The sequence below is a fragment of the Kluyvera sichuanensis genome, from assembly GCF_014218705.1.
GTDB classification, from domain to species: domain Bacteria; phylum Pseudomonadota; class Gammaproteobacteria; order Enterobacterales; family Enterobacteriaceae; genus Kluyvera; species Kluyvera sichuanensis.
Genome location: NZ_JABBJF010000025.1, coordinates 43703 through 66248 on the forward strand (window position 1 = coordinate 43703; position 22546 = coordinate 66248).

Annotated in this window: 18 protein-coding genes and 3 tRNA genes; 17 read left to right on the plus strand and 4 right to left on the minus strand. The window is 55.9% G+C overall.

What is annotated here, in order from left to right:
* Positions 1-86 precede the first annotated feature (86 nt).
* Positions 87-1589 carry a glutamate/gamma-aminobutyrate family transporter YjeM gene (gene yjeM, locus HII27_RS20465; RefSeq protein WP_185669304.1) on the plus strand — a complete coding sequence of 501 codons (1503 nt, stop codon included), beginning with the start codon at positions 87-89 and terminating at the stop codon, positions 1587-1589.
* An 84-nt stretch (positions 1590-1673) separates the two neighbouring features.
* On the opposite strand, the gene mscM is transcribed toward yjeM, so the two are convergent.
* The 3 genes from mscM to rsgA all read right to left on the minus strand — a co-directional run bounded on the left by mscM (position 1674) and on the right by rsgA (position 7228).
* A complete protein-coding gene (gene mscM / locus HII27_RS20470; RefSeq protein ID WP_185669305.1) occupies positions 1674-4991 on the minus strand; it encodes a miniconductance mechanosensitive channel MscM in 3318 nt (1105 codons plus the stop codon).
* Between the two features lie 20 nt (positions 4992-5011).
* Positions 5012-6052 (minus strand): archaetidylserine decarboxylase, encoded by a 1041-nt coding sequence (gene asd / locus HII27_RS20475; protein ID WP_223883258.1) that lies wholly within the window; start codon positions 6050-6052, stop codon positions 5012-5014.
* 120 nt (positions 6053-6172) lie between these two features.
* Positions 6173-7228, minus strand: coding sequence for a small ribosomal subunit biogenesis GTPase RsgA (gene rsgA, locus HII27_RS20480; RefSeq protein WP_185669306.1), 1056 nt, complete (start codon positions 7226-7228; stop codon positions 6173-6175).
* 107 nt (positions 7229-7335) lie between these two features.
* Here rsgA and orn point away from each other — a divergent pair, with 107 nt between their 5' ends.
* From orn to HII27_RS20500, 4 genes are all read left to right on the plus strand, one after another.
* Positions 7336-7881, plus strand: coding sequence for an oligoribonuclease (orn, locus tag HII27_RS20485; RefSeq protein ID WP_185669307.1), 546 nt, complete (start codon positions 7336-7338; stop codon positions 7879-7881).
* Positions 7882-8061: 180 nt separating this feature from the next.
* Positions 8062-8137, plus strand: a tRNA-Gly gene (locus HII27_RS20490).
* 34 nt (positions 8138-8171) lie between these two features.
* A tRNA-Gly gene (locus HII27_RS20495) sits at positions 8172-8247 on the plus strand.
* A gap of 33 nt (positions 8248-8280) precedes the next feature.
* A tRNA-Gly gene (locus tag HII27_RS20500) sits at positions 8281-8356 on the plus strand.
* A 269-nt stretch (positions 8357-8625) separates the two neighbouring features.
* Here HII27_RS20500 and queG read toward each other — a convergent pair.
* The gene (gene queG / locus HII27_RS20505) at positions 8626-9765 is read right to left on the minus strand and encodes a tRNA epoxyqueuosine(34) reductase QueG (RefSeq protein WP_185669308.1); all 1140 of its coding nucleotides are present in this window, start codon (positions 9763-9765) and stop codon (positions 8626-8628) included.
* On the opposite strand from queG, the gene nnr reads away from it, so the two are divergent.
* From nnr to nsrR, 12 genes are all read left to right on the plus strand, one after another.
* Positions 9764-11290, plus strand: coding sequence for a bifunctional ADP-dependent NAD(P)H-hydrate dehydratase/NAD(P)H-hydrate epimerase (nnr, locus tag HII27_RS20510; RefSeq protein ID WP_185669309.1), 1527 nt, complete (start codon positions 9764-9766; stop codon positions 11288-11290). The two genes, queG and nnr, sit on opposite strands and share 2 nt — an antisense overlap.
* Positions 11283-11744: a tRNA (adenosine(37)-N6)-threonylcarbamoyltransferase complex ATPase subunit type 1 TsaE gene (tsaE, locus tag HII27_RS20515; RefSeq protein WP_123651147.1), complete on the plus strand. Its 462-nt coding sequence runs from the start codon at positions 11283-11285 to the stop codon at positions 11742-11744. The genes nnr and tsaE overlap by 8 nt, the downstream gene beginning before the upstream one ends.
* A 16-nt stretch (positions 11745-11760) precedes the next feature.
* Complete coding sequence (gene amiB, locus HII27_RS20520) at positions 11761-13146, plus strand: N-acetylmuramoyl-L-alanine amidase AmiB (protein ID WP_185669310.1); 1386 nt, start codon at positions 11761-11763, stop codon at positions 13144-13146.
* Between the two features lie 9 nt (positions 13147-13155).
* Positions 13156-15024: a DNA mismatch repair endonuclease MutL gene (mutL, locus tag HII27_RS20525; RefSeq protein ID WP_185669311.1), complete on the plus strand. Its 1869-nt coding sequence runs from the start codon at positions 13156-13158 to the stop codon at positions 15022-15024.
* Positions 15017-15967, plus strand: a complete 951-nt coding sequence (miaA, locus tag HII27_RS20530; RefSeq protein WP_185669312.1) for a tRNA (adenosine(37)-N6)-dimethylallyltransferase MiaA — start codon at positions 15017-15019, stop codon at positions 15965-15967. The genes mutL and miaA overlap by 8 nt, the downstream gene beginning before the upstream one ends.
* A 134-nt stretch (positions 15968-16101) precedes the next feature.
* Complete coding sequence (gene hfq / locus HII27_RS20535) at positions 16102-16407, plus strand: RNA chaperone Hfq (RefSeq protein WP_185669313.1); 306 nt, start codon at positions 16102-16104, stop codon at positions 16405-16407.
* Between the two features lie 75 nt (positions 16408-16482).
* A complete protein-coding gene (gene hflX / locus HII27_RS20540; protein ID WP_185669314.1) occupies positions 16483-17763 on the plus strand; it encodes a ribosome rescue GTPase HflX in 1281 nt (426 codons plus the stop codon).
* Between the two features lie 155 nt (positions 17764-17918).
* On the plus strand, positions 17919-19181 hold the full coding sequence (gene hflK / locus HII27_RS20545) for an FtsH protease activity modulator HflK (RefSeq protein WP_035893322.1): 1263 nt from the start codon (positions 17919-17921) through the stop codon (positions 19179-19181).
* 2 nt (positions 19182-19183) lie between these two features.
* The gene (gene hflC, locus HII27_RS20550) at positions 19184-20188 is read left to right on the plus strand and encodes a protease modulator HflC (protein WP_123651143.1); all 1005 of its coding nucleotides are present in this window, start codon (positions 19184-19186) and stop codon (positions 20186-20188) included.
* Between the two features lie 70 nt (positions 20189-20258).
* A complete protein-coding gene (locus HII27_RS20555; RefSeq protein WP_185669315.1) occupies positions 20259-20456 on the plus strand; it encodes a DUF2065 domain-containing protein in 198 nt (65 codons plus the stop codon).
* Positions 20457-20558: 102 nt separating this feature from the next.
* Complete coding sequence (gene purA, locus HII27_RS20560) at positions 20559-21857, plus strand: adenylosuccinate synthase (RefSeq protein ID WP_185669316.1); 1299 nt, start codon at positions 20559-20561, stop codon at positions 21855-21857.
* A gap of 227 nt (positions 21858-22084) precedes the next feature.
* Entirely contained in the window at positions 22085-22510 is a 426-nt protein-coding gene (nsrR, locus tag HII27_RS20565; protein WP_035893314.1) for a nitric oxide-sensing transcriptional repressor NsrR, read from the plus strand.
* The last annotated feature ends 36 nt before the right edge of the window (positions 22511-22546 follow it).

The window sequence follows — 22546 nt, forward strand, 5'->3', positions numbered from 1 at the left end:
ATTTTCCGTTGCCTTGCTTTCGCAAGCATGCAGCGCGGTGCCCTGTCGATGTGTAAAAAAAATGATCCAAAATAAGGGATGGTCACATGACCCAATCAATTAAAAAGATGAGCCTGATAGGACTCATCCTTATGATATTTACGTCAGTCTTTGGCTTTGCTAATAGCCCCTCCGCCTTTTATCTGATGGGCTATAGCGCAATTACCTGGTATATATTTTCCGCGCTTTTATTCTTTATCCCCTTCGCCTTAATGATGGCGGAAATGGGCTCGGCCTATCGTAAAGAAGAGGGCGGGATCTATTCCTGGATGAATAACAGCGTTGGCCCACGCTATGCGTTTATTGGCACCTTTATGTGGTTCTCATCCTACGTTGTCTGGATGGTCAGTACCTCTGCCAAGGTGTGGGTGCCGTTCTCTACCTTCGTGTTCGGCGCAGACATGACGCAGCACTGGAGCGTGGCGGGGCTGCAATCGACGCAGGTTGTTGGTCTGCTGGCGGTGCTCTGGATGGTGCTGGTGACGACGGTAGCATCGAAAGGTATTAATAAGATTGCCCGCATTACTGCCGTTGGCGGTATTTCCGTAATGTGTCTGAATTTAGTTTTATTGTTAGTGAGTATTGCCATTTTGTTATTAAATGGCGGCCACTTCGCCCAGCCACTTAATTTCACCGCCTCGCCTAACCCCGGTTATCAATCCGGTCTGGCGGTATTATCGTTTGTGGTATTCGCTATTTTTGCTTACGGCGGTATTGAAGCCGTTGGCGGTCTGGTGGATAAAACCGAGAAACCGGAAAAGAACTTCGCTAAAGGAATTGTTTTTGCGGCGATTGTTATTTCTATCGGTTATTCGCTGGCGATCTTCCTGTGGGGAGTGAGCACCAACTGGCAGCAGATTCTGAGCGACCGTTCGGTGAACCTCGGCAACATTACCTACGTGCTGATGACTAGCCTGGGCTCAACGCTTGGCAACGCCATGCACCTATCGCCGGACGTGGCGGCAACCGTGGGCGTGTGGTTTGCGCGCATCACCGGTCTGTCGATGTTCCTCGCCTACACCGGGGCATTCTTCACCCTGAGTTACTCGCCGCTGAAGGCGATTATTCAGGGTACGCCAAAAGCGCTGTGGCCAGCGTCGATGACCCGCCTGAACGCCAACGGTATGCCGTCCACCGCGATGTGGATGCAGTGCCTGCTGGTCAGCGCGTTTATTCTGCTGGTGTCGTTTGGTGGTGATACCGCGTCGGCGTTCTATAACAAACTGACGCTGATGGCGAACGTGTCGATGACCCTGCCGTACCTGTTCCTGGCGCTGGCCTTCCCGTTCTTTAAGGCCAAAATGGATCTCGAACGTCCGTTTGTGATTTTCAAAAACAAAGGCTCAACCCTGCTGGCAACCAGCGTGGTGGTGCTGATCGTGACCTTCGCGAACATCTTCACCATTATTCAGCCGGTGATTGAAGCAGGGGACTGGAGTAGCGCGCTGTGGATGGTCGGTGGGCCAATCTTCTTCTCGCTGCTGGCGATGGCGATTTATGAGAACTATCATCGCCGTATTAACCGTCAGCCGGTTCTGGTGGCAGAGTAAATCAGTGGTAGCCCGGCCGAACGTAGTGACGCCGGGATTTCCCCGGAGTCGGTGCTTACGCACCTCGTCCGGGCTACCCATGTATTACAGACTTCCTGGCTGACGTTTGCCTGCGGAGGTCAGCGTTCTTCCCGTTTTCCGGCCATCCAGGGTCTCCAGACGCATCTGGAACGGTGGGAACGGCATATCGATACCGTGCTGGCGGAACCCGGCCAGAATCAGCTGGTGCAGCTCGTGACGCAGCGGCATACGGTGACCCATCTCGGCGGCGTAGATGCGCAGTTCGAAAATCTGAATCCCCTGCTGTAAATCCACAAGAAACGCTTCCGGCGCCGGGTTATCAATCACCAGCGAACAGCGGTGGGCAGCGGTCAGCAGGATTTGCGCCACCTCTTCACTGTTGGCGTCCGACGGCGCGGGAATACTTAACACCACGCGCGTAACCGAATCCGACAGCGACCAGTTGATGAACTGCTCGGTGATAAACGCCTTGTTCGGCACGATAATCTCTTTGCGGTCCCAGTCGCTGATGGTGGTGGCGCGGGTGTTGATTTTGGTCACGCTGCCGGTCAGGTCTCGAATGGTGACCGTATCGCCGATACGGATCGGCTTCTCAAACAGAATAATCAGGCCGGAGATGAAGTTGGCGAAAATCTCCTGCAAACCAAAGCCGAGACCGACACCGAGCGCGGCGACTAGCCACTGCAGCTTCGACCATTCAATACCAACCATCGAGAACCCAACCAGCCCGCCTATCAACAGCAGCAGATATTTGGTGATGGTGGTAATGGCATAGCCGGTGCCCGGCGTTAAATCCAGGTGTTGCAGAATAGCCAGTTCCAGCAGCGCGGGAAGGTTACGTACCAGTTGGGTGGTGATGATCAGCACCAGAATCGCGATCAACACGGCACCGAGGGTAATCGGCTCGATGCTTTCAACGCCCTGTACCGTTGAGGTGACGTCCCACAGCGAAATGTTTTCGAGGAAGCCAAACGCCGAGTGGATTTCCGACCACAGGATAATCACCGACACCAGTGCAATCAGCATCAGAATCGAACGCACCAGGCGCAGCGACTGCTCGCTGATGGTATCGAGGTTGACTTCGCTCACCTCCTGCTCGGCCGACCCTTCCAGACTGGTGGCGTGCGCTTCTTCTTCGCCACGGGCGCGGTGCGCCAGCATTTCCGCGCGCTTGTGTTTGGCGCGGTCAAAGGCCAGACGACGGCGCTGAATCAGCATCCAGCGGCGGATGACGTGGTAAATCACCAGCAGCAAGAACCAGATAGCGACTGAGGTTTCCAGACGCGCCAGCAGCGCCTGCGAGGTGGCAAGGTAGCCCACCGCTGCGGTGAAAATCGCCAGCAGAGGCGCGCCAATCATCAGGTTCCACAGCAGCAGGTTAACCCGGTTTTCACCACTGCCGCTTTTATCGAGATACAGCGGGATCCCGGCGCGTTTCAGGCTCAACGTTACCATCGCCAGCGCGCCGCAGATCAGGATAAAGCAGAGTCTGCCAAGCGACGCGGAGAACTCACGATCGTTGAGATTATCGAACATGATCAGCGCCATAATCAGCGGCACGATAAGCCCGATGCTCATCAGGTAGTAGCGCATGGCGCGGGCCACGCGGTGCTGCGGCCAGCCAAAGTGGACGATAAACAGGCCGTTGGTGCGGGCAAACGCCGCGCAGATCATCACTACCCATAACAGCGGTACGGTGGCGGTGACGCCATCGCCGACGGCCACCGCGAGCGGGAAGGGCCATGCCTCCTGCAAACCATAGCCAAGCGTTGCCCATAGCACCGGCAGCGGCGAGGCCACCAGAATCGACCAGAAGACCGTGCGCATGGTCAGCCAGAAGTGGTCCTGGGTAACTTTGCCCACACGGGCGCTGGAACGTTCCAGAAAACGCGTGAAGTGTTTACGCGAGCTGATGCTGAAGCCAACCAGCAGCAGGGCGCCAAACAGCGGGAACAGCGTCTGGCGGCTGGTGAGCATCATCATGCTGGCTTTGCCAAGCTGGCTAAAGGTGTCGAGCGAGATCAGGCGGCGCAGGTCCTGCGCGATTTCAATCGGCCAACTGAAATCGATAGGCCGTACGTCGGAGGTCCAGAACAGATAGCGGTGGGTCGCTTCGTTGACCTCTTTTAGCGCGTCTTCCAGCTGGCTGTTGGAGACTTTCAGCTTGGTCAGCTCGAGAATTAGCGTGTCGCCGCCCTGCAGCAGGGAGTTGAGTAATTCGCGCTGGGTGCGCAGCTGGGCTTCAAGAATGCGGTTCTCTTCGCTGGTCAACGGCTGGCCGTCGGCCTGACGAATCTGGCGCAGCTGCGGCTGCTTGTTCAGCAAATCTTCATAGCGCAGACGATGCACGCGCAGCTGGGCCATTTCGGTATCAAGCTGCTGCGGTTTTGGCATTTCTGGCAGACGGGCGACCTGTGCGCGTAGGGCTTCACCGAGCAGGTTAGACGAGCCCAGCCACTGCGACTGCTCGCGCAGCGTGTTCAGGGCCTGACGCACCTGCAGCGTCTGATTGGCGGCCTGGCGCTGTTGTGAAGCCACCAGATCCATACGCTGGGCCTGCTGGTTCAGCGCCTGAGAAAGCTCGCGGTTAATTTTGAACTGGTCAACGATACCCGTCGGCAGGTTTTCGCTGTTTTCCGCCAGCAGTTCGGTGCTTTCCAGCGCCCGTTCGGCTTCGCGCTGACGCTGGCTGTTAAGCTGGTTGCGCAGCGCTTGCAGATAGGCATCCAACTGCTCACTTTGCTTCTGTGCCAGATCCGAGCGCATTCGCGCCAGCTCCTGGCGGTTATTGGCGGAGAGTTGCGCCAGTTCGAGTTCATCGACCAGCGCTTTTAGCTTGCTGGAATCAGCCTGCAGGTTGAGGCTTTGTGCCTGTGCCAGCGGCGTATTACCGGCCTGCGTCCCGATGCGACGTTCTACATCGTTGAGCTGGCGGCGCGCGTCGGTCTGCTGTTGGGGAAGCTGGTTCAGAGAGTCGGCGATATCGCGGGCGCGCTCCTGCTCCTGTTGGGCAAGGCGGCTTTTTTCCAGCAGTTGACTGCTGACCTGCAAAATCTCCTGATTCAGCGCATCGGTACTCATGCCTTCCGGCACCTGACGCGGATCGTCGCGCAGGTTGTTGAGCTGATTACGTAGCGTCTGGGAGAGTTTGGGGAAGTTGTCGATAACCTGCTGGTACTGCGCAGCGCGCTCAAGAGAGCTTTTCTGCTCCTCGAGCGCGGTCAGGGCATTTTGTAACGCCTCGACGGTTTCAGGCTGGGCAGGCTTTGCCGCCTTTGCCTGTTCCAGTTCCTGGGCGATTTGTCGAGCGTTGGGGGCCGTCGCTGCGTACGCCCCCTGGCTGAGGCACCAGGCCATCAGTAAAGTGATAATCAGGCGCACGTCAGACCCTTATTGTGTGATTAGCTTTTTTCTTGCGCGTTGTCTGCCTTCGGGGCGACATCCTGCTCTGTAACCGGTTCAACCGTAGGTTCAGTAACGGGTTCAACAACCGGCTCGACTACTGCTTCGGCCGCAGGGGTAACAACGGGCTCAACGACAGGTTCAACAACCGGTGCGGCCTCAGCTTCAACCACCGCTTCGGTGGAGATAGCCAGCGGCTCGCCAAGCTTAGTGACGGACAGATTTTTCAGCTGTTCCATCAGTGTGACTTTACCCGGCGCAAACAGGTTGATAACCGTCGAGCCCAGCTTGAAGCGGCCCATTTCCTGGCCTTTCAGCAGCGCTACGGAACCTTCCTGATCGCCCGCTGGGTAGGTCCAGCGTTTAATCACGCCTTCGCGCGGCGGTGTCACGGTACCTGCCCAGACGGTTTCGATGCTACCCACGATAGTCGCACCGACCAGAATCTGCGCCATTGGGCCAAATTCAGTATCGAACAGGCAAATAACGCGTTCGTTACGGGCAAACAGATTCGGGACGTTCTGCGCGGTCAGGTGGTTCACGGAGAAGAGATCGCCCGGCACGTAAATCATTTCACGCAGGATACCGTTGCATGGCATATGCACGCGGTGGTAGTCGCGCGGCGACAGGTAGGTGGTCGCGAAGCTGCCGTTACGGAACAGGTCAGCCATGATGTAGTTACCCGCGAGCAGCGCTTCCAGCGAGTAGCTATGGCCTTTGGCCTGCAGAATTTTGTCGTCTTCAATCGCACCAAGCTGGCTAATCACGCCGTCGGCCGGCATCACCAGCACGCTTGGATCGGTGTTCACCGGACGGGCATCTTCACGCAGCGGACGAACGAAGAAATCGTTGAAAGTACGGTAGCTGGCGGTATCCGGCTTCTGCGCTTCTTTCATATCGACCTTGTAGAACTTCACGAACAGATCGATAACCAGTTTAGTCAGCCATCCCGCTCGTTTGCTCGCACCCCAGCCTGCGAGACGCGTAAGCCACAGTTTAGGCAGAATGTATTGCAGTGAAAGTTTAAACGAGTTTAACAAGGTAGCCTCCAGGCCATTATGTGTCGATCCTGATCCGACGACGGGCGTCGGATCTTAAAAAGAAAAGCGGCCGATTCTAGCGACTGTTGACGAAAATGTCAGTCGGCAAAATCATAGTTCTCAATTATCTATGTCTGAAAAGTTTTTACGCGTTTTTACCTGCGCCATGGTTTCCAGAATGCGGTGATAATTTTCGAAACGGGTCTCGGCAATCTTCCCTTCCTCTACGGCTGCGCGGATAGCACAGCCTGGGTCAGTATCATGTTTACAGTCGCGATACTTACAGTGCCCAAGGTAGTCGTGGAATTCGACAAAACCATTGGTAATTTGTTCCGGCTCAAGGTGCCACAGGCCAAATTCACGCACCCCCGGTGAGTCGATCACATCGCCGCCGTGCGGGAAGTGGTACAGACGCGCAGCGGTGGTGGTGTGCTGGCCGAGACCAGAGACATCGGAAACGTCGTTGGTCAGAATACGGTCGTCGTTAAGCCCCAACAGGGCGTTCAACAGGCTGGATTTCCCGACGCCAGACTGCCCGGCAAAGATGCTGATGCGGTTGGTCAGCGCGGCTTCCAGCGGCTTTAAGCCGTCCTGGGTGTGGCTGGAGGCCATCAGAACGGTGTAGCCAATGTTGCGGTAGATATCCATCTGCTCGTTGACGAACGCCATGCCTTCATCGTCCAGCAGGTCGATTTTGTTCAGTACCAGCAGCGGCTCAACGCTCAATGTTTCGCAGGCGACGAGATAACGGTCGATAATATTCAGCGACAGCTCGGGCAAAATGGCAGAAACAATGACTATCTGATCGATGTTGGCGGCAATGGGCTTCACGCCGTCGTAAAAGTCAGGGCGCGTCAGTACCGAGGTGCGCTCGTGCACCGCTTCAACGATACCTTTAACGTTCACCCCTTCGGCAGCGGTTTTACCCGGACGCCATACGACGCGGTCACCGGTGACCAGTGAACGGATGGTGCGGCGGATGTTGCAGCGGTGGGTTTCACCGTCGGCGGATTCCACGTCGGCATGCATGCCAAAGCGGCTGATGACTACCCCTTCGGCGGCTTCGCCAAACAGGTTGTCGTCGTAATCTGGCTTCTCCGCGGCAGTTGTGAGGCGGCGCTGGTGGTTCGCCTTAACGCGGCGCTGCTGACCTTTGGAGAGTTTATTTTTACTCAATCGTGCTGACTCCTGGTCGCCCATATCGGGCAAAACCTCTATGATACACGCTAATTAATACTAGTTAACCCGCAGCGGCAGGTTAGACAAGAAGGGTGGAAAATAGCATGAGTGCAGATGAAAACAACCTCATTTGGATCGATCTGGAGATGACAGGTCTGGATCCCGAGCGCGATCGCATTATTGAAATCGCCACGCTGGTGACCGATGCACAGCTGAATATTCTGGCGGAAGGGCCGACCATTGCCGTTCACCAATCTGACGCCCAGCTGGCGCTGATGGATGACTGGAACGTGCGTACCCACACCGGCAGCGGTCTGGTGGAACGCGTGAAGGCGAGCACCATGGGTGACCGTGAAGCGGAGCTGGCGACGCTGGAATTCTTAAAGCAATGGGTGCCTGAAGGCAAATCACCAATTTGCGGCAACAGTATCGGCCAGGATCGTCGCTTCCTGTTTAAATACATGCCGGAGCTGGAATCCTACTTCCACTATCGCTATCTGGATGTCAGCACCCTGAAAGAGCTGGCGCGTCGCTGGAAGCCGGAAATTCTGCCGGGCTTTAAAAAGCAGGGCACTCACCAGGCGATGGACGACATTCGTGAGTCGGTGGCGGAACTGGCCTACTACCGCGAACATTTTATTCAGCTTTAACGTGCTAAAGGGATGAATTGGCGCTAAAATAGTCAACTTGCCGATTTATCCAGCACTTGAACGATTTTTTAAAAAAAACGCTTCAAGGGGGGTTGCAGGGGGAAAGAATTCTCGTATAATGCGCCTCCCGTAACGAAGCAGAAATGCGAATTACGACAGCAACAAAAATTGCCAGATTTTGCGGGAATAGCTCAGTTGGTAGAGCACGACCTTGCCAAGGTCGGGGTCGCGAGTTCGAGTCTCGTTTCCCGCTCCAAAAATTTGAAAGCAGTCGCAGTAGACACACCCAAGCGGGAATAGCTCAGTTGGTAGAGCACGACCTTGCCAAGGTCGGGGTCGCGAGTTCGAGTCTCGTTTCCCGCTCCAAAATTTGAAAGTAGTCGCAGTAGACACACCCAAGCGGGAATAGCTCAGTTGGTAGAGCACGACCTTGCCAAGGTCGGGGTCGCGAGTTCGAGTCTCGTTTCCCGCTCCAAATTTTCTTCCAAAACAAAAATACTTCCACAATGCGTTAAGCCATTGAGGTTGTTTTTTTCGTTTCTGAAATACTCTTGTAAACAGAGTTATCCACAGGCTGTTATCACGTTCTTCGCGCGCTAATGTTTTCTGGATTTTTACAGTTTTTATTAACTTATTGAATTATAACGAGATATATCATTTCAAAATGTTAGCGAGATCGCTTGACGAACTTTGGCGTGTTGAAACGCAATGTCTTTTTATTTTTACTCACAGGCTGTGAATATATCACGCATCGCGCGGTAGCCCTTTTTCCACCACTCTCACCAGACGCTGTTTCTTCGGCAGTTGCACCTCAACCACGTTCTCATTTCGACGCGCAATTTGCTGCGCTACCGCCCATTTAATGTGTTCATCGAGTAGTGGGTGCTCACCTCGGCGGCTCTCCAGCGCGTTTAGCGTAGCATCGCTCCACGGGGCGTTCCCCAGCGCAACGGCGATATTGCGCAGCCAGCGCAGGTGGCCGATACGGCGAATGGCCGAACCTTCCGTTACCTTCAGGAAATGGGCTTCGGTCCAGGCAAACAGCTCGATAAGCTCTGGCGCATGTAGCGCTTTGCGCGGACTAAAGTCGGCTTCATCAGTCAGCTGTGAGAAGCGGTTCCACGGGCAGATGAGCTGGCAGTCATCGCAACCGTAAATACGATTACCCAATAGTGGACGAAATTCTTCCGGGATGGCGCCTTCGAGCTCGATGGTCAGGTAAGAGATACAGCGGCGAGCATCGACGGTGTAGGGCTCGACGATTGCGCCGGTGGGGCAGATGGTCATGCAGGCCACGCAGCGCCCGCACTCTTCGGCCACCGGTTGATCGATGGGCAGAGGAATATCAACCAGCAGTTCGCCGAGGAAAAAGAACGATCCGGCGTCGCGGTTGAGGATAAGCGAGTGCTTACCCGTCCAGCCAATTCCGGCTTTTTCCGCTAGCGGACGCTCAAGAATAGGCGCAGAGTCGACAAACGGTCTAAAATTCAGCGAGACGCACTGTTCCTGAATCATTTCACCGAGCTTTTTAAGGCGGTTACGCAACAGCTTATGATAATCACGCCCCAGGGCATAACGGCTGACGTAACCTAGATCGGGATTTTTCATCGTGCTGGCAAAGGCCGCATTGGCGGGAAGATAGTTCATGCGAACGCTAATCACCCGGAGCGTACCGGGCTGTAGTTCGTGCGGACGCGCGCGCATCATACCGTGGCGCGCCATCCATTCCATCTCGCCGTGATATTGTTTATCCAGCCATGCCTGCAGTTTGGGCTCGGAGGCGCTGAGATCGGTATCGGTGATGCCGACTTGCTGAAAACCCAGTTCGGTGCCCCATTGTTTGATTTGTTGCGCTAATTGATTGAGATCGAGGGGCTGTGACATGACGGACCATACATTGACGAGTAACCCCCACAGTATACCACACTCCATTTGGCCTGCGGATGACCTGCGTCGCGCTGAAAAAACGGCGGCACAGAGCCTCGGCCTCTCCCTTTACACCTTAATGCAGCGCGCGGGCGAAGCGGCGTTTAACCTCGCGCGTGGCGCGTATCCTGCTAGCCGCCGCTGGATTGTCCTCTGTGGTCATGGCAATAACGGCGGTGATGGCTACGAGGTCGCGCGTCTGGCGCAGGCTGCCGGTATTCAGGTGACGCTGTTGGCGATAGCCAGCGATAAGTCGCTGCCGGAAGAGGCACACGCGGCTCGTGAGGCGTGGCGTGCGGTGGGCGGCGAGATTTACCCAGCGGATGCCGATTGGCCGCAGGATGCCGATCTGATTATTGACGGCCTGCTCGGCACCGGACTACAAAGCGCGCCGCGCGAGAACGTCGCGAACCTGATTGAGCGGGCTAACGCCTTCCCGGCACCGATTATCGCGCTGGATATTCCCTCCGGGCTGAACGCCCAAACCGGCACGACGCCCGGCGCGGTTATCCAGGCCGCTCACACCATCACCTTTATCGCCCTGAAGCCAGGTCTGTTGACCGGCAAGGCGCGTGACGTTGTCGGGCATCTGTATCACGATGCGCTGGGTCTCGACGCCTGGCTGGCAACCCAGCACACCAACATTCATCGGTTTGATGCTTCGCAGCTAGGGCAGTGGTTCACGCCGCGTCGTCCTACCTCACACAAAGGCGATCACGGCCGCCTGGTGGTGATTGGCGGCGACCACGGTACCGCCGGGGCGATTCGCATGACCGGTGAGGCGGCACTACGAGCCGGTGCGGGGCTGGTGCGGGTGCTGACCCGCGCTGAAAACGTCGCGCCGATTATTACCGCCAGGCCTGAACTGATGGTGCACGAACTGACGCCGCAGACGCTCGATGAAGCGCTGGAGTGGGCGGATGTGGTGGTGATTGGCCCCGGTTTGGGGCAGGCCGAATGGGGCAAGCAGGCGCTGCGGAAAATCGACAATTTCCTTAAACCCACCCTCTGGGATGCCGATGCGCTGAACCTGCTGGCAATCAATCCGGATAAACGTCACAATCGCGTGATCACGCCGCACCCCGGCGAAGCCGCACGGCTGCTCAGCTGTCGGGTGGCCGACATCGAGAACGATCGCTTACTTTCCGCGCAGCGTCTGGTAAAACGGTACGGCGGCGCGGTGGTGCTGAAAGGCGCCGGTACGGTCGTGGCAGATGAGCAGGGCGCGATCGGAATTATTGATGCGGGAAATGCCGGTATGGCCAGCGGCGGAATGGGCGATGTGCTTTCGGGCATCATCGGCGCATTGCTGGGGCAGGCATTATCGCCGTATGATGCAGCGTGCGCAGGGTGTATCGCCCACGGTGCTGCCGCCGATGAACTGGCGGCGCACTATGGTACCCGCGGTATGCTCGCGACAGACCTCTTTTCCACGCTACGGCGTGTTGTTAACCCGGATGTGATTGACGTAAACCATGACTAATCGAGTGATTCCTTTATCTGACGAGCAGGCAACCCTGGACCTTGGCAACCGAGTGGCGAAAGCCTGCGTCGGCGCAACCGTCATCTATCTGTACGGCGATCTGGGTGCTGGGAAAACCACCTTTAGCCGTGGATTCCTGCAGGCGTTAGGTCATAACGGCAACGTCAAAAGCCCCACCTATACCCTGGTTGAGCCATATCAGCTCGCCGACCTGATGGTTTATCACTTTGATCTGTACCGCCTTGCCGATCCCGAGGAGCTCGAATTTATGGGGATCCGCGATTACTTTGCTAACGATGCCATCTGCCTGGTGGAATGGCCGCAACAGGGCGCAGGTGTTCTGCCCGAGCCGGATATCGAAATACACTTAGATTACCAGGCGCAAGGGCGTGAGGCGCGCATCAGCGCGGTCTCCTCATTAGGTGAGTCTCTGCTGGCGCGGTTTGCCGGTTAATTTAAGGGATCCCAGGATGATTTTTCGCGCAAAAGGGTGGTTGATGGCCGCGCTGATGCTGGTCGGTGTACCGGCAATGGCGGCGAGTTTATCCGATATTCAGGTGGCGAACAGTGAAACGCAGGCGCGGATCACGTTCAGCTTTATGGGCGATCCAGAGTACAACTTTAGCCAGGACGACAAACGTAGCGTCGTGCTGGATATCAAACAAACCGGCGTGATTCAGGGGCTGCCGCTGCGCTTTAGCGGCAACAACCTGGTGAAAGCTATTCGTTCAGGTACGCCGAAAGACGATCAGACTTTACGACTGGTGGTCGATCTGACCGAGAACGGCAAAACCCGAGCGGTGAAGCAGCAGAACGGGGCGAACTACGTCGTGGTGTTCACCATTAACGCCGACGTTCCACCGCCGCCGCCTCCACCGCCAGTTGTAGCGAAGCGAGTGGAAACCCCAGTTGTGACGCCTGCGCCGGTACAGCCAGGGCGTAACCCGTTCAGCGGCAGCCGTAATGGCAGCAGCAGTACGAACAGCGGCAACGATAGCGGCAGCTTCAGCGGCGAACGCCAGCCGGCGATTGCCAGCACCGTGACGCCAACTCCGCGTCCGTCTTCCCGTGCGCGCAGCGTCTCGGGGGATAAAGTGATTATTGCCATTGATGCCGGTCACGGCGGCCAGGATCCTGGCGCGATTGGCCCCGGCGGTACGCGTGAGAAAAACGTCACCATTGCCATTGCGCGTAAGCTGCGTGGGCTGCTAAACGATGACCCAATGTTTAAGGGCGTACTGACCCGTGACGGCGACTACTTTATTTCGGTGATGGGCCGTTCCGACGTGGCGCGTAAGCAGAACGCCTCTTTCCTGGTGTCGATTCACGCCGATGCTGCGCCGAACCGCGATGCGACCGGTGCGTCCGTGTGGGTGCTCTCTAACCGTCGTGCGAACAGCGAAATGGCGGGCTGGCTCGAACAGCATGAGAAGCAGTCCGAGCTGCTGGGCGGCGCGGGTGACGTGCTGGCCAACAGCCAGGCAGATCCGTACCTGAGCCAGGCGGTGCTGGATCTGCAGTTCGGCCATTCGCAGCGCGTAGGGTATGATGTCGCGACCAACGTGATTAGCCAGCTCCAGCGAGTGGGTAATCTGCATAAACGCCGTCCTGAACACGCCAGCCTTGGCGTGCTGCGTTCGCCGGATATTCCGTCCATTCTGGTCGAAACCGGCTTTATCAGTAACAGCAGCGAAGAGCGCCTGCTGGGCAGCGACGACTATCAGCAGAAGATCGCGGAAGCCATTTATAACGGTTTACGTAACTATTTCACGGCGCATCCGATACAATCCGGCCCTCGTGACGAACAGTCGCAGACCGCCAGCGCCGCGTCATCATCCAGGACGCTCGTTAACTAAGGAGTTTTCATGCCGATACAGGTTTTACCGCCGCAGCTTGCGAACCAGATTGCCGCGGGTGAAGTGGTTGAGCGGCCTGCATCGGTAGTGAAAGAGCTGGTGGAGAACAGTCTCGATGCGGGGGCAACCCGCATCGATATTGATATTGAACGCGGCGGCGCTAAGCTTATCCGCATTCGTGATAATGGCTGCGGCATCAAAAAAGACGAGTTGGCACTCTCGCTGGCACGTCACGCCACCAGTAAAATCGCCTCGCTTGACGACCTTGAGGCAATTATCAGCTTAGGTTTTCGCGGTGAGGCGTTGGCGAGTATCAGCTCGGTTTCACGTCTGACCATCACCTCACGGACCGCAGAGCAGCAGGAAGCCTGGCAGGCCTACGCGGAAGGCCGCGATCAGGACGTGACGGTAAAACCGGCGGCGCACCCGGTAGGGACGACGCTGGAAGTGCTGGACCTGTTCTACAACACCCCGGCGCGGCGCAAGTTTATGCGCACCGAGAAAACCGAATTCAACCATATCGATGAGATTATTCGCCGCATTGCGCTGGCGCGCTTCGATGTGAGCATTAACCTGACCCACAATGGCAAAGCGGTTCGCCAGTATCGCGCGGTGGCCGAAGGCGCACCGAAAGAGCGTCGGCTGGGGGCGATTTGCGGCGTGCCGTTCCTTGAGCATGCGCTGGCCATTGAGTGGCAGCACGGTGATCTGGCGCTGCGCGGCTGGGTGGCAGACCCTAAACACACCACGCCTGCGCTGGCTGAAATTCAGTACTGCTACGTGAACGGCCGCATGATGCGCGATAGGCTCATCAACCATGCGATTCGTCAGGCGTGTGAAGATAAACTCGGCGCTGACCAGCAGCCGGCGTTTGTTCTTTATCTCGAAATTGACCCGCATCAGGTCGACGTGAACGTTCACCCGGCGAAGCACGAAGTGCGTTTTCATCAGTCCCGCCTGGTGCATGACTTTATCTATCAAGGGGTGCTCAGCGTGCTGCAACAGCAGCTGGATGCGCCTCTGCCACTGGCAGAAGATGACGAGCCCGCGCCGCGCGTCCTGCCTGAGAACCGCGTTGCCGCTGGGCGCAACCAGTTTGCCGAACCGGCGGTGGCTCGCGAGCCTGATATGCCGCGCTACCAAACGCCAACTGGCGGCAGCAGTGCCGGGCGGAGCAGCGGTGGTGGCGCCAATGGCAGTTGGCCAAACGCTCAGCCGGGCTATCAGAAACAGCAGGGGGCGCTCTATCGCCAGTTGCTGAATACCCCAGAGAAGACGCCGGAACCGGTAAAAGCACCGGCGGCGGATAATCTTGCCGGGCATAGCCAGAGCTTCGGGCGCGTGCTGGCGATCGTCGCCGATACCTGCGCGTTGCTGGAGCGCGGCGGTAAGCTAAGCCTGCTGGCGTTGCCGGTCGCGGAACGCTGGCTGCGTCAGGCGCAGTTGACGCCGGGTGAAGCAACCATCTGCGCGCAGCCGCTGCTGATCCCGTTGCGTCTGAAGGTGACTGACGACGAGAGGAAAACGCTGGAGCGGGCGCAGGAAACGTTGAACCTGCTTGGCATTGAAATACTGCTCGAAGGGCAGCACGCCACGATCCGCGCCGTGCCTTTACCCTTACGACAACAAAATTTACAAATCTTGATTCCTGAACTGATAGGCTACCTGGTGGAGCAGAGTATGGTTGATGCCGGGAACGTTGCGCAGTGGCTGGCCCGTAATCTGGCAAGCGATCACGCGCAATGGAACATGGCACAGGCCATTTCGATGCTGGCTGACGTTGAACGTCTTTGCCCGCATCTGGTCAAAGCGCCGCCGGGTGGTCTATTACAACCCGTTGATTTAGATTCTGCGATGAACGCCCTGAGACATGAGTGACGTAACCGAGGCGAGCCTGCCTAAGGCAATTTTTTTGATGGGGCCAACCGCTTCGGGCAAGACGGCGCTGGCTATTGAATTACGTAAAGTTTTGCCAGTAGAGTTGATTAGCGTTGATTCCGCCCTCATCTATCGGGGAATGGATATCGGCACCGCTAAGCCGAGTGCGGAAGAGCTAGAAGCCGCGCCGCATCGACTGTTAGATATTCTCGATCCGTCGCAGGCATACTCTGCGGCGGACTTCCGCCGCGATGCGCTTGCGCAGATGGCGGAGATCACCGCCGCAGGGAAAATTCCGCTGCTGGTCGGTGGCACGATGTTGTATTTCAAGGCGTTGCTTGAAGGTTTATCACCGCTGCCCTCAGCCGACCCGGACGTTCGGGCGCGGATTGAGCAGCAGGCGGCAGAGCAGGGGTGGATGGCGCTGCATCAGCAGCTACGGGAAATCGACCCCGTTGCCGCTGAGCGTATTCATCCGAATGATCCGCAAAGACTTTCCCGAGCACTGGAAGTTTTTTTCATTTCGGGTAAAACTTTAACGGAGCTGACACAAACGTCAGGAGACGCTCTGCCCTATAAGGTGCATCAGTTCGCCATCGCCCCGGCGAGCCGTGAACTGCTCCATCAGCGCATTGAGCAGCGTTTTCATCAGATGTTAGCTTCAGGTTTTGAAGCAGAAGTGCGGGCGCTATTTGCCCGTGGAGATTTGCATACGGATATGCCTTCCATTCGTTGTGTGGGATATCGCCAGATGTGGTCGTACCTCGAAGGCGAGATTTCATATGATGAAATGGTTTATAGAGGAGTTTGTGCCACGAGACAGCTAGCGAAGCGCCAGGTGACGTGGTTACGCGGTTGGGAAGGGGTTCACTGGTTAGATAGTGAGCAGCCGGAGCAGGCGTTTAACCAACTATTACAGGTAGTGGGTGCTAGTGTAGACTGAATGTGTACAATTGAGTCGTATCGTGCGCAATTTTCAGAATCGTAAGGTTCATACGCAACATCGCTCAAGTTGCCGCAACGCGGCTTGAAAGACGACGTGTATAAGTACAAATAAGCATATAAGGAAAAGAGAGAATGGCTAAGGGGCAATCTTTACAAGATCCGTTCCTGAACGCACTGCGTCGGGAACGTGTTCCAGTTTCTATTTATTTGGTGAATGGTATTAAGCTGCAAGGGCAAATTGAGTCTTTCGATCAGTTCGTGATCCTGTTGAAAAACACGGTCAGCCAGATGGTCTATAAGCACGCAATTTCTACCGTAGTTCCGTCTCGTCCAGTTTCCCATCACAGCAACAATGCTGGCGGCGGCACTGGCAGCAACTACCACCACGGTAGCAACGCGCAGGGTTCTGCGCCGCAAGACAGCGACGAAACCGAATAAGGTTGATGGCTGTTTATCCATGTCGGGGAGCCGGATTATTCGGGTTCCCCGCTGGTATTTCAGGAGATATAACGCTTGTTTGACCGTTATGACGCCGGTGAGCAGGCGGTGCTGGTACACATCTATTTTACGCAAGACAAAGATATGGAAGACCTCCAGGAGTTTGAATCTCTGGTCTCTTCCGCCGGTGTCGAAGCAATGCAGGTGATTACTGGTAGCCGTAAAGCGCCGCACCCAAAATATTTTGTTGGTGAAGGTAAGGCTGTCGAGATTGCGGAAGCCGTCAAAGCGACAGGTGCTTCCGTTGTGCTGTTCGATCATGCACTTAGCCCAGCGCAGGAGCGTAACCTTGAAGCCCTGTGTCAATGCCGGGTTATCGACCGTACCGGTCTGATCTTAGATATTTTCGCCCAACGTGCGCGTACCCATGAAGGTAAGCTGCAGGTTGAGCTGGCGCAGTTGCGCCATCTGGCCACGCGTCTGGTGCGCGGCTGGACGCACCTTGAAAGACAAAAAGGCGGTATCGGTTTACGCGGCCCGGGTGAAACCCAGCTCGAAACCGACCGTCGTTTACTGCGTAACCGTATTATGCAGATCCTCTCGCGTATTGAGCGAGTAGAGAAACAGCGTGAGCAGGGGCGTCGTGCCCGCGTGAAGGCCGACGTGCCAACGGTATCGCTGGTGGGTTATACCAACGCCGGCAAATCGACGCTGTTTAACCATATTACGCAGGCGGAGGTTTACGCCGCCGACCAGCTGTTTGCGACCCTTGATCCAACGCTGCGTCGTATTGACGTGGCAGACGTGGGCGAAACCGTGCTGGCGGATACCGTAGGCTTTATTCGTCACCTGCCACACGATCTGGTGGCGGCCTTTAAAGCCACCTTGCAGGAAACCCGCGAAGCGACGCTGTTGCTTCACGTGATTGACGCAGCGGATGTTCGGGTACAGGAAAACATCGACGCGGTGAACACGGTTCTCGAAGAGATCGACGCGCACGAGATCCCAACCCTGCTGGTGATGAACAAAATCGATATGCTGGACGATTTCGAGCCGCGCATCGATCGTGATAAAGAGAACAAACCTATCCGGGTGTGGCTGTCTGCACAAACCGGGGTAGGCATACCACTCCTTTTTCAGGCGTTAACCGAACGGTTAGCCGGCGAAGTTGCGCAGCACACGCTGCGTTTACCTCCGCAGGCCGGGCGTTTGCGTAGCCGCTTTTACCAGCTTCAGGCAATTGAAAAAGAGTGGATGGAGGAGGACGGCTGCGTCAATTTGCAGGTTCGTATGCCAATTGTCGACTGGCGTCGCCTCTGTAAACAAGAACCAACACTGGCAGACTACGTCGTCTGACCGTGCAGCTTGCCTGAACATTAGCCCTTTGGGCACCCAGCGGTTCAGATCGCCTCAACGCGACCGTCACCACCAGGAAGGCGATGACGGTTAACCGCGAAAAGATCTGAACTGGGAAAAGGTATATCACCGCATAACAAATATGGAGCATAAACATGGCGTGGAATCAGCCCGGTAATAACGGACAAGACCGCGACCCGTGGGGAAGCAGCAATAATCAAGGCGGCAACTCCGGGGGGAATGGAAATAAAGGCGGTCGCGATCAGGGTCCGCCGGATTTGGATGATATCTTCCGTAAGCTGAGCAAAAAGCTCGGTGGATTTGGGGGCGGTAAAGGGGGTTCCGGTAACGGAAGCTCAACCCAGGGGCCGCGTAGCCCTATGGGCGGACGTATTGTCGGTATCGCTGCCGCAGCCGTTGTCGTCATCTGGGCGGCCAGCGGGTTCTATACCATTAAAGAAGCCGAGCGTGGCGTAGTGACGCGCTTTGGTAAGTTCAGCCATCTGGTTGAGCCGGGTCTGAACTGGAAGCCGACCTTCGTTGATGAAGTCACTCCAGTGAACGTTGAAGCGGTTCGCGAACTGGCCGCATCCGGCGTGATGCTGACCTCCGACGAAAACGTCGTGCGCGTTGAAATGAACGTGCAGTACCGCGTAACCGACCCGCAGAAATACCTGTTCAGCGTGACCAGCGCTGACGACAGTCTGCGTCAGGCTACCGACAGCGCCCTGCGTGGTGTTATCGGTAAGTACACCATGGACCGTATTCTGACCGAAGGTCGTACCGTTATTCGTAGCGATACCCAGCGCGAGCTGGAAGAGACCATCCGTCCGTACAACATGGGTATTACCCTGCTGGACGTCAACTTCCAGGCTGCTCGTCCGCCGGAAGAGGTGAAAGCCGCGTTCGATGATGCGATTGCCGCACGTGAGAACGAGCAGCAGTACATCCGTGAAGCGGAAGCGTACACCAACGAAGTGCAGCCACGTGCGAACGGTCAGGCGCAGCGTATTCTGGAAGAAGCGCGTGCGTATAAGACTCAGACCGTACTGGAAGCTCAGGGTGAAGTAGCGCGCTTTGCGAAAATCCTGCCGGAATATAAAGCCGCGCCGCAGATTACCCGCGAGCGTCTCTATATCGAGACCATGGAAAAAGTGCTGAGCCATACCCGCAAAGTGCTGGTTAGCGACAACAAGAATGGCAACCTGATGGTACTGCCGCTGGATCAAATGCTGAAAGGCGGCAACGCCCCGGCAGCAAAGAGCGATAGCAGTGGTGCGAACAACCTGTTGCGCCTGCCGCCTGCGTCCTCTTCCAGCAGCAGCGCAAGCAACACGTCGTCTGCCAGTCAGGGCAATATCATGGACCAACGCCGCGCTAACGCGCAGCGTAACGACTACCAGCGTCAGGGGGAATAACGATGCGTAAGTCAGTTATTGCGATTATCATCATCGTGCTGGTAGTGCTTTACACCTCTATCTTCGTGGTTAAAGAAGGCGAGCGTGGGATTAAGTTCCAGTTCAGCAGCGTCGTGCGTGACGGCGACAAGAAACCGCTGATTTATGAGCCAGGCCTGCACTTCAAGGTTCCGTTCATTCAGTCGGTGAAAATGCTCGATGCTCGTATCCAGACCATGGATAACCAGGCCGACCGTTTCGTGACCAAAGAGAAAAAAGACCTGATCGTCGACTCTTACATCAAGTGGCGTATCAGCGACTTTAGCCGTTACTTCCTGGCAACCGGCGGCGGTGACGTCTCCCAGGCCGAAGTGCTGCTGAAACGTAAGTTCTCTGACCGTCTGCGTTCTGAGATTGGTCGTCTGGACGTGAAAGACATCGTGACCGACTCCCGTGGTCGTCTGACGCTGGAAGTTCGCGACGCCCTGAACTCCGGTTCTTCCGGTGCTGAAGACGAAGTGGCTACGCCAGCTGCGGATAACGCGATTGCCGAAGCCGCAGAGCGCGTAGAGCAGCAGGCAAACATCAAAGGGCCAACCATTAACCCGAACAGTATGGCGGCGTTAGGGATTGAAGTGGTCGATGTGCGTATTAAGCAGATCAACCTGCCTGCAGAGGTTTCTGAAGCTATCTACAACCGTATGCGCGCCGAGCGTGAAGCCGTAGCCCGTCGTCACCGTTCACAGGGTCAGGAAGAGGCAGAAAAACTGCGCGCTACCGCTGACTATGAAGTGACGAAGACGCTGGCAGAAGCAGAACGTCAGGGTCGTATCATGCGTGGTGAAGGTGATGCAGAAGCCGCTAAGCTGTTTGCCGATGCCTTCAGCCAGGATCCAGACTTCTATGCCTTCATCCGTAGTCTGCGTGCATACGAAGCGAGCTTCGATAGCAACCAGGACGTGATGGTACTGAGCCCGGATAGCGACTTCTTCCGTTACATGAAGAACCCAGGCACCACGACGCGTTAATCGCGCGACAGCCTGAACAAAACCACCGCCTCCTTCGGGAGTCGGTGGTTTTCTTTTATAAGGATGATCAATGAATTCCACAATCTGGCTGGCGCTTGCGCTGGTGTTAGTGTTTGAAGGTCTGGGGCCGATGCTTTATCCGAAGGCCTGGCGCAAGATGATTTCTACGATGACTCAATTACCGGATACGATGTTACGTCGATTTGGCGGCGGTCTTGTGGTCGCTGGAGTCGTGATCTACTACATGTTGACGAAAACGATTGGCTGATTAAAAAGAGAACACTAAAGCACGATTTTATGGGTAAAAAGTGCTGTATATCTGAAAAAGCGATGGTAGAATCCATTTTTAAGCAATCGGTGATTTTGAAAAATGGGTAACAACGTCGTCGTACTGGGCACCCAATGGGGTGACGAAGGTAAAGGGAAGATCGTCGATCTTCTTACTGAGCGTGCAAAATATGTTGTTCGCTATCAGGGTGGTCACAACGCGGGCCATACTCTCGTAATCAACGGTGAAAAAACCGTCCTCCATCTTATTCCATCAGGTATTCTCCGTGAGAATGTAACCAGCATCATCGGTAACGGTGTTGTGCTGTCTCCGGCTGCGCTGATGAAAGAGATGAAAGGCCTGGAAGACCGTGGTATCCCGGTTCGCGAACGTCTGCTGCTTTCCGAAGCATGCCCGTTAATCCTCGACTATCACGTCGCGCTGGATAACGCTCGCGAAAAAGCGCGCGGTGCGAAAGCTATCGGTACTACCGGTCGTGGTATCGGTCCTGCTTACGAAGATAAAGTGGCTCGTCGCGGTCTGCGCGTGGGTGACCTCTTCGATAAAGCAACCTTCGCCGACAAACTGAAAGAAGTGATGGAATATCACAACTTCCAGCTGGTGAACTTCTATAAAGCTGACGCGGTTGACTACCAGAAAGTGCTGGACGATGTGATGGCAGTTGCTGACATCCTGACCAGCATGGTTGTTGATGTTTCTGATCTGCTGGATCAGGCTCGTCAGCGCGGTGACTTCGTCATGTTCGAAGGCGCGCAGGGTACGCTGCTGGATATCGACCACGGTACCTATCCGTACGTAACCTCTTCCAACACCACCGCAGGTGGCGTAGCAACCGGTTCTGGCCTTGGCCCGCGCTATGTTGACTACGTACTGGGCATCATCAAAGCGTACTCCACTCGCGTGGGTGCTGGTCCATTCCCGACCGAACTGTTTGATGAAACCGGTGAGTTCCTGTGCAAGCAGGGTAACGAATACGGCGCTACTACCGGCCGTCGTCGTCGTACCGGCTGGCTGGACTCCGTTGCCGTGCGTCGCGCTGTACAGATCAACTCCCTGTCTGGCTTCTGCCTGACCAAGCTGGACGTTCTGGACGGCCTGAAAGAAGTGAAAATCTGCGTGGGCTACCGCATGCCGGATGGCCGCGAAGTGACCACCACTCCGCTGGCAGCTGATGATTGGGAAGGTATCGAACCAATCTATGAAACCATGCCGGGCTGGTCTGAAACCACCTTCGGCGTGAAGGAACGTAGTGGCCTGCCACAGGCAGCGCTGGACTACATCAAGCGTATTGAAGAACTGACCGGCGTACCGATCGATATTATTTCGACTGGTCCAGACCGTACCGAAACCATGATCCTGCGCGACCCGTTCGACGCATAATTCTGGTTCGTCGTGCAGCGCCCGATGGCGCTGCGCTTATCAGGCCTACTACTCGGTAGGCCGGATAAGACGCAAAGCGTCACCATCCGGCTTAATCGTGCGTTAAATCCTCGCTTTTTCCTTCCCGAACTGAAATAAATTAGCGGCTCAGTCGCTGGCTGGTTTATCATCAATATAATTAATATCAACAGGCTCACCCTGTTTTTCCCCTTTTTCCTGAGGTTGATGTGCAGTTAACAAGTTTTACCGATTATGGACTACGTGCGCTGATCTATATGGCGTCGCTGCCGGAAGGCAACATGACCAGCATCTCGGAGGTAACCGAGGTCTACGGCGTGTCGCGTAACCATATGGTTAAAATAATCAACCAGCTCAGTCGCGCCGGATACGTGATGGCCGTGCGGGGAAAAAATGGCGGGATCCGTCTGGGTAAACCAGCCAAGGATATCCGCGTCGGAGACGTGGTGCGTGAACTCGAACCGTTATCGCTGGTGAACTGCAGCAGCGAATTTTGCCATATTACGCCAGCCTGTCGTTTGAAACAGGCACTTGCTCAAGCCGTGCAATGTTTTCTCAAGGAGTTGGATAACTACACACTGGCTGATTTGGTTGAAAAGAATCAACCGCTATATAAATTATTGCTGGTGGAATAACGACTCCCGCCAGCAGCGATGATGACGGAGGAACCG

What these genes read in the sequence shown, in the direction of transcription:
- orn (WP_185669307.1), top strand. Translation starts at nt 7,336, where the DNA reads ATGAGTGCAGATGAAAACAACCTCATTTGGATCGATCTGGAGATGACA.
- tsaE (WP_123651147.1), top strand. Translation starts at nt 11,283, where the DNA reads ATGACTAATCGAGTGATTCCTTTATCTGACGAGCAGGCAACCCTGGAC.
- mutL (WP_185669311.1), top strand. Translation starts at nt 13,156, where the DNA reads ATGCCGATACAGGTTTTACCGCCGCAGCTTGCGAACCAGATTGCCGCG.
- HII27_RS20555 (WP_185669315.1), top strand. Translation starts at nt 20,259, where the DNA reads ATGAATTCCACAATCTGGCTGGCGCTTGCGCTGGTGTTAGTGTTTGAA.
- queG (WP_185669308.1), bottom strand. Translation starts at nt 9,765, where the DNA reads ATGTCACAGCCCCTCGATCTCAATCAATTAGCGCAACAAATCAAACAA.
- yjeM (WP_185669304.1), top strand. Translation starts at nt 87, where the DNA reads ATGACCCAATCAATTAAAAAGATGAGCCTGATAGGACTCATCCTTATG.
- purA (WP_185669316.1), top strand. Translation starts at nt 20,559, where the DNA reads ATGGGTAACAACGTCGTCGTACTGGGCACCCAATGGGGTGACGAAGGT.
- hflK (WP_035893322.1), top strand. Translation starts at nt 17,919, where the DNA reads ATGGCGTGGAATCAGCCCGGTAATAACGGACAAGACCGCGACCCGTGG.
- miaA (WP_185669312.1), top strand. Translation starts at nt 15,017, where the DNA reads ATGAGTGACGTAACCGAGGCGAGCCTGCCTAAGGCAATTTTTTTGATG.
- hflC (WP_123651143.1), top strand. Translation starts at nt 19,184, where the DNA reads ATGCGTAAGTCAGTTATTGCGATTATCATCATCGTGCTGGTAGTGCTT.
- nnr (WP_185669309.1), top strand. Translation starts at nt 9,764, where the DNA reads ATGACGGACCATACATTGACGAGTAACCCCCACAGTATACCACACTCC.
- amiB (WP_185669310.1), top strand. Translation starts at nt 11,761, where the DNA reads ATGATTTTTCGCGCAAAAGGGTGGTTGATGGCCGCGCTGATGCTGGTC.
- hfq (WP_185669313.1), top strand. Translation starts at nt 16,102, where the DNA reads ATGGCTAAGGGGCAATCTTTACAAGATCCGTTCCTGAACGCACTGCGT.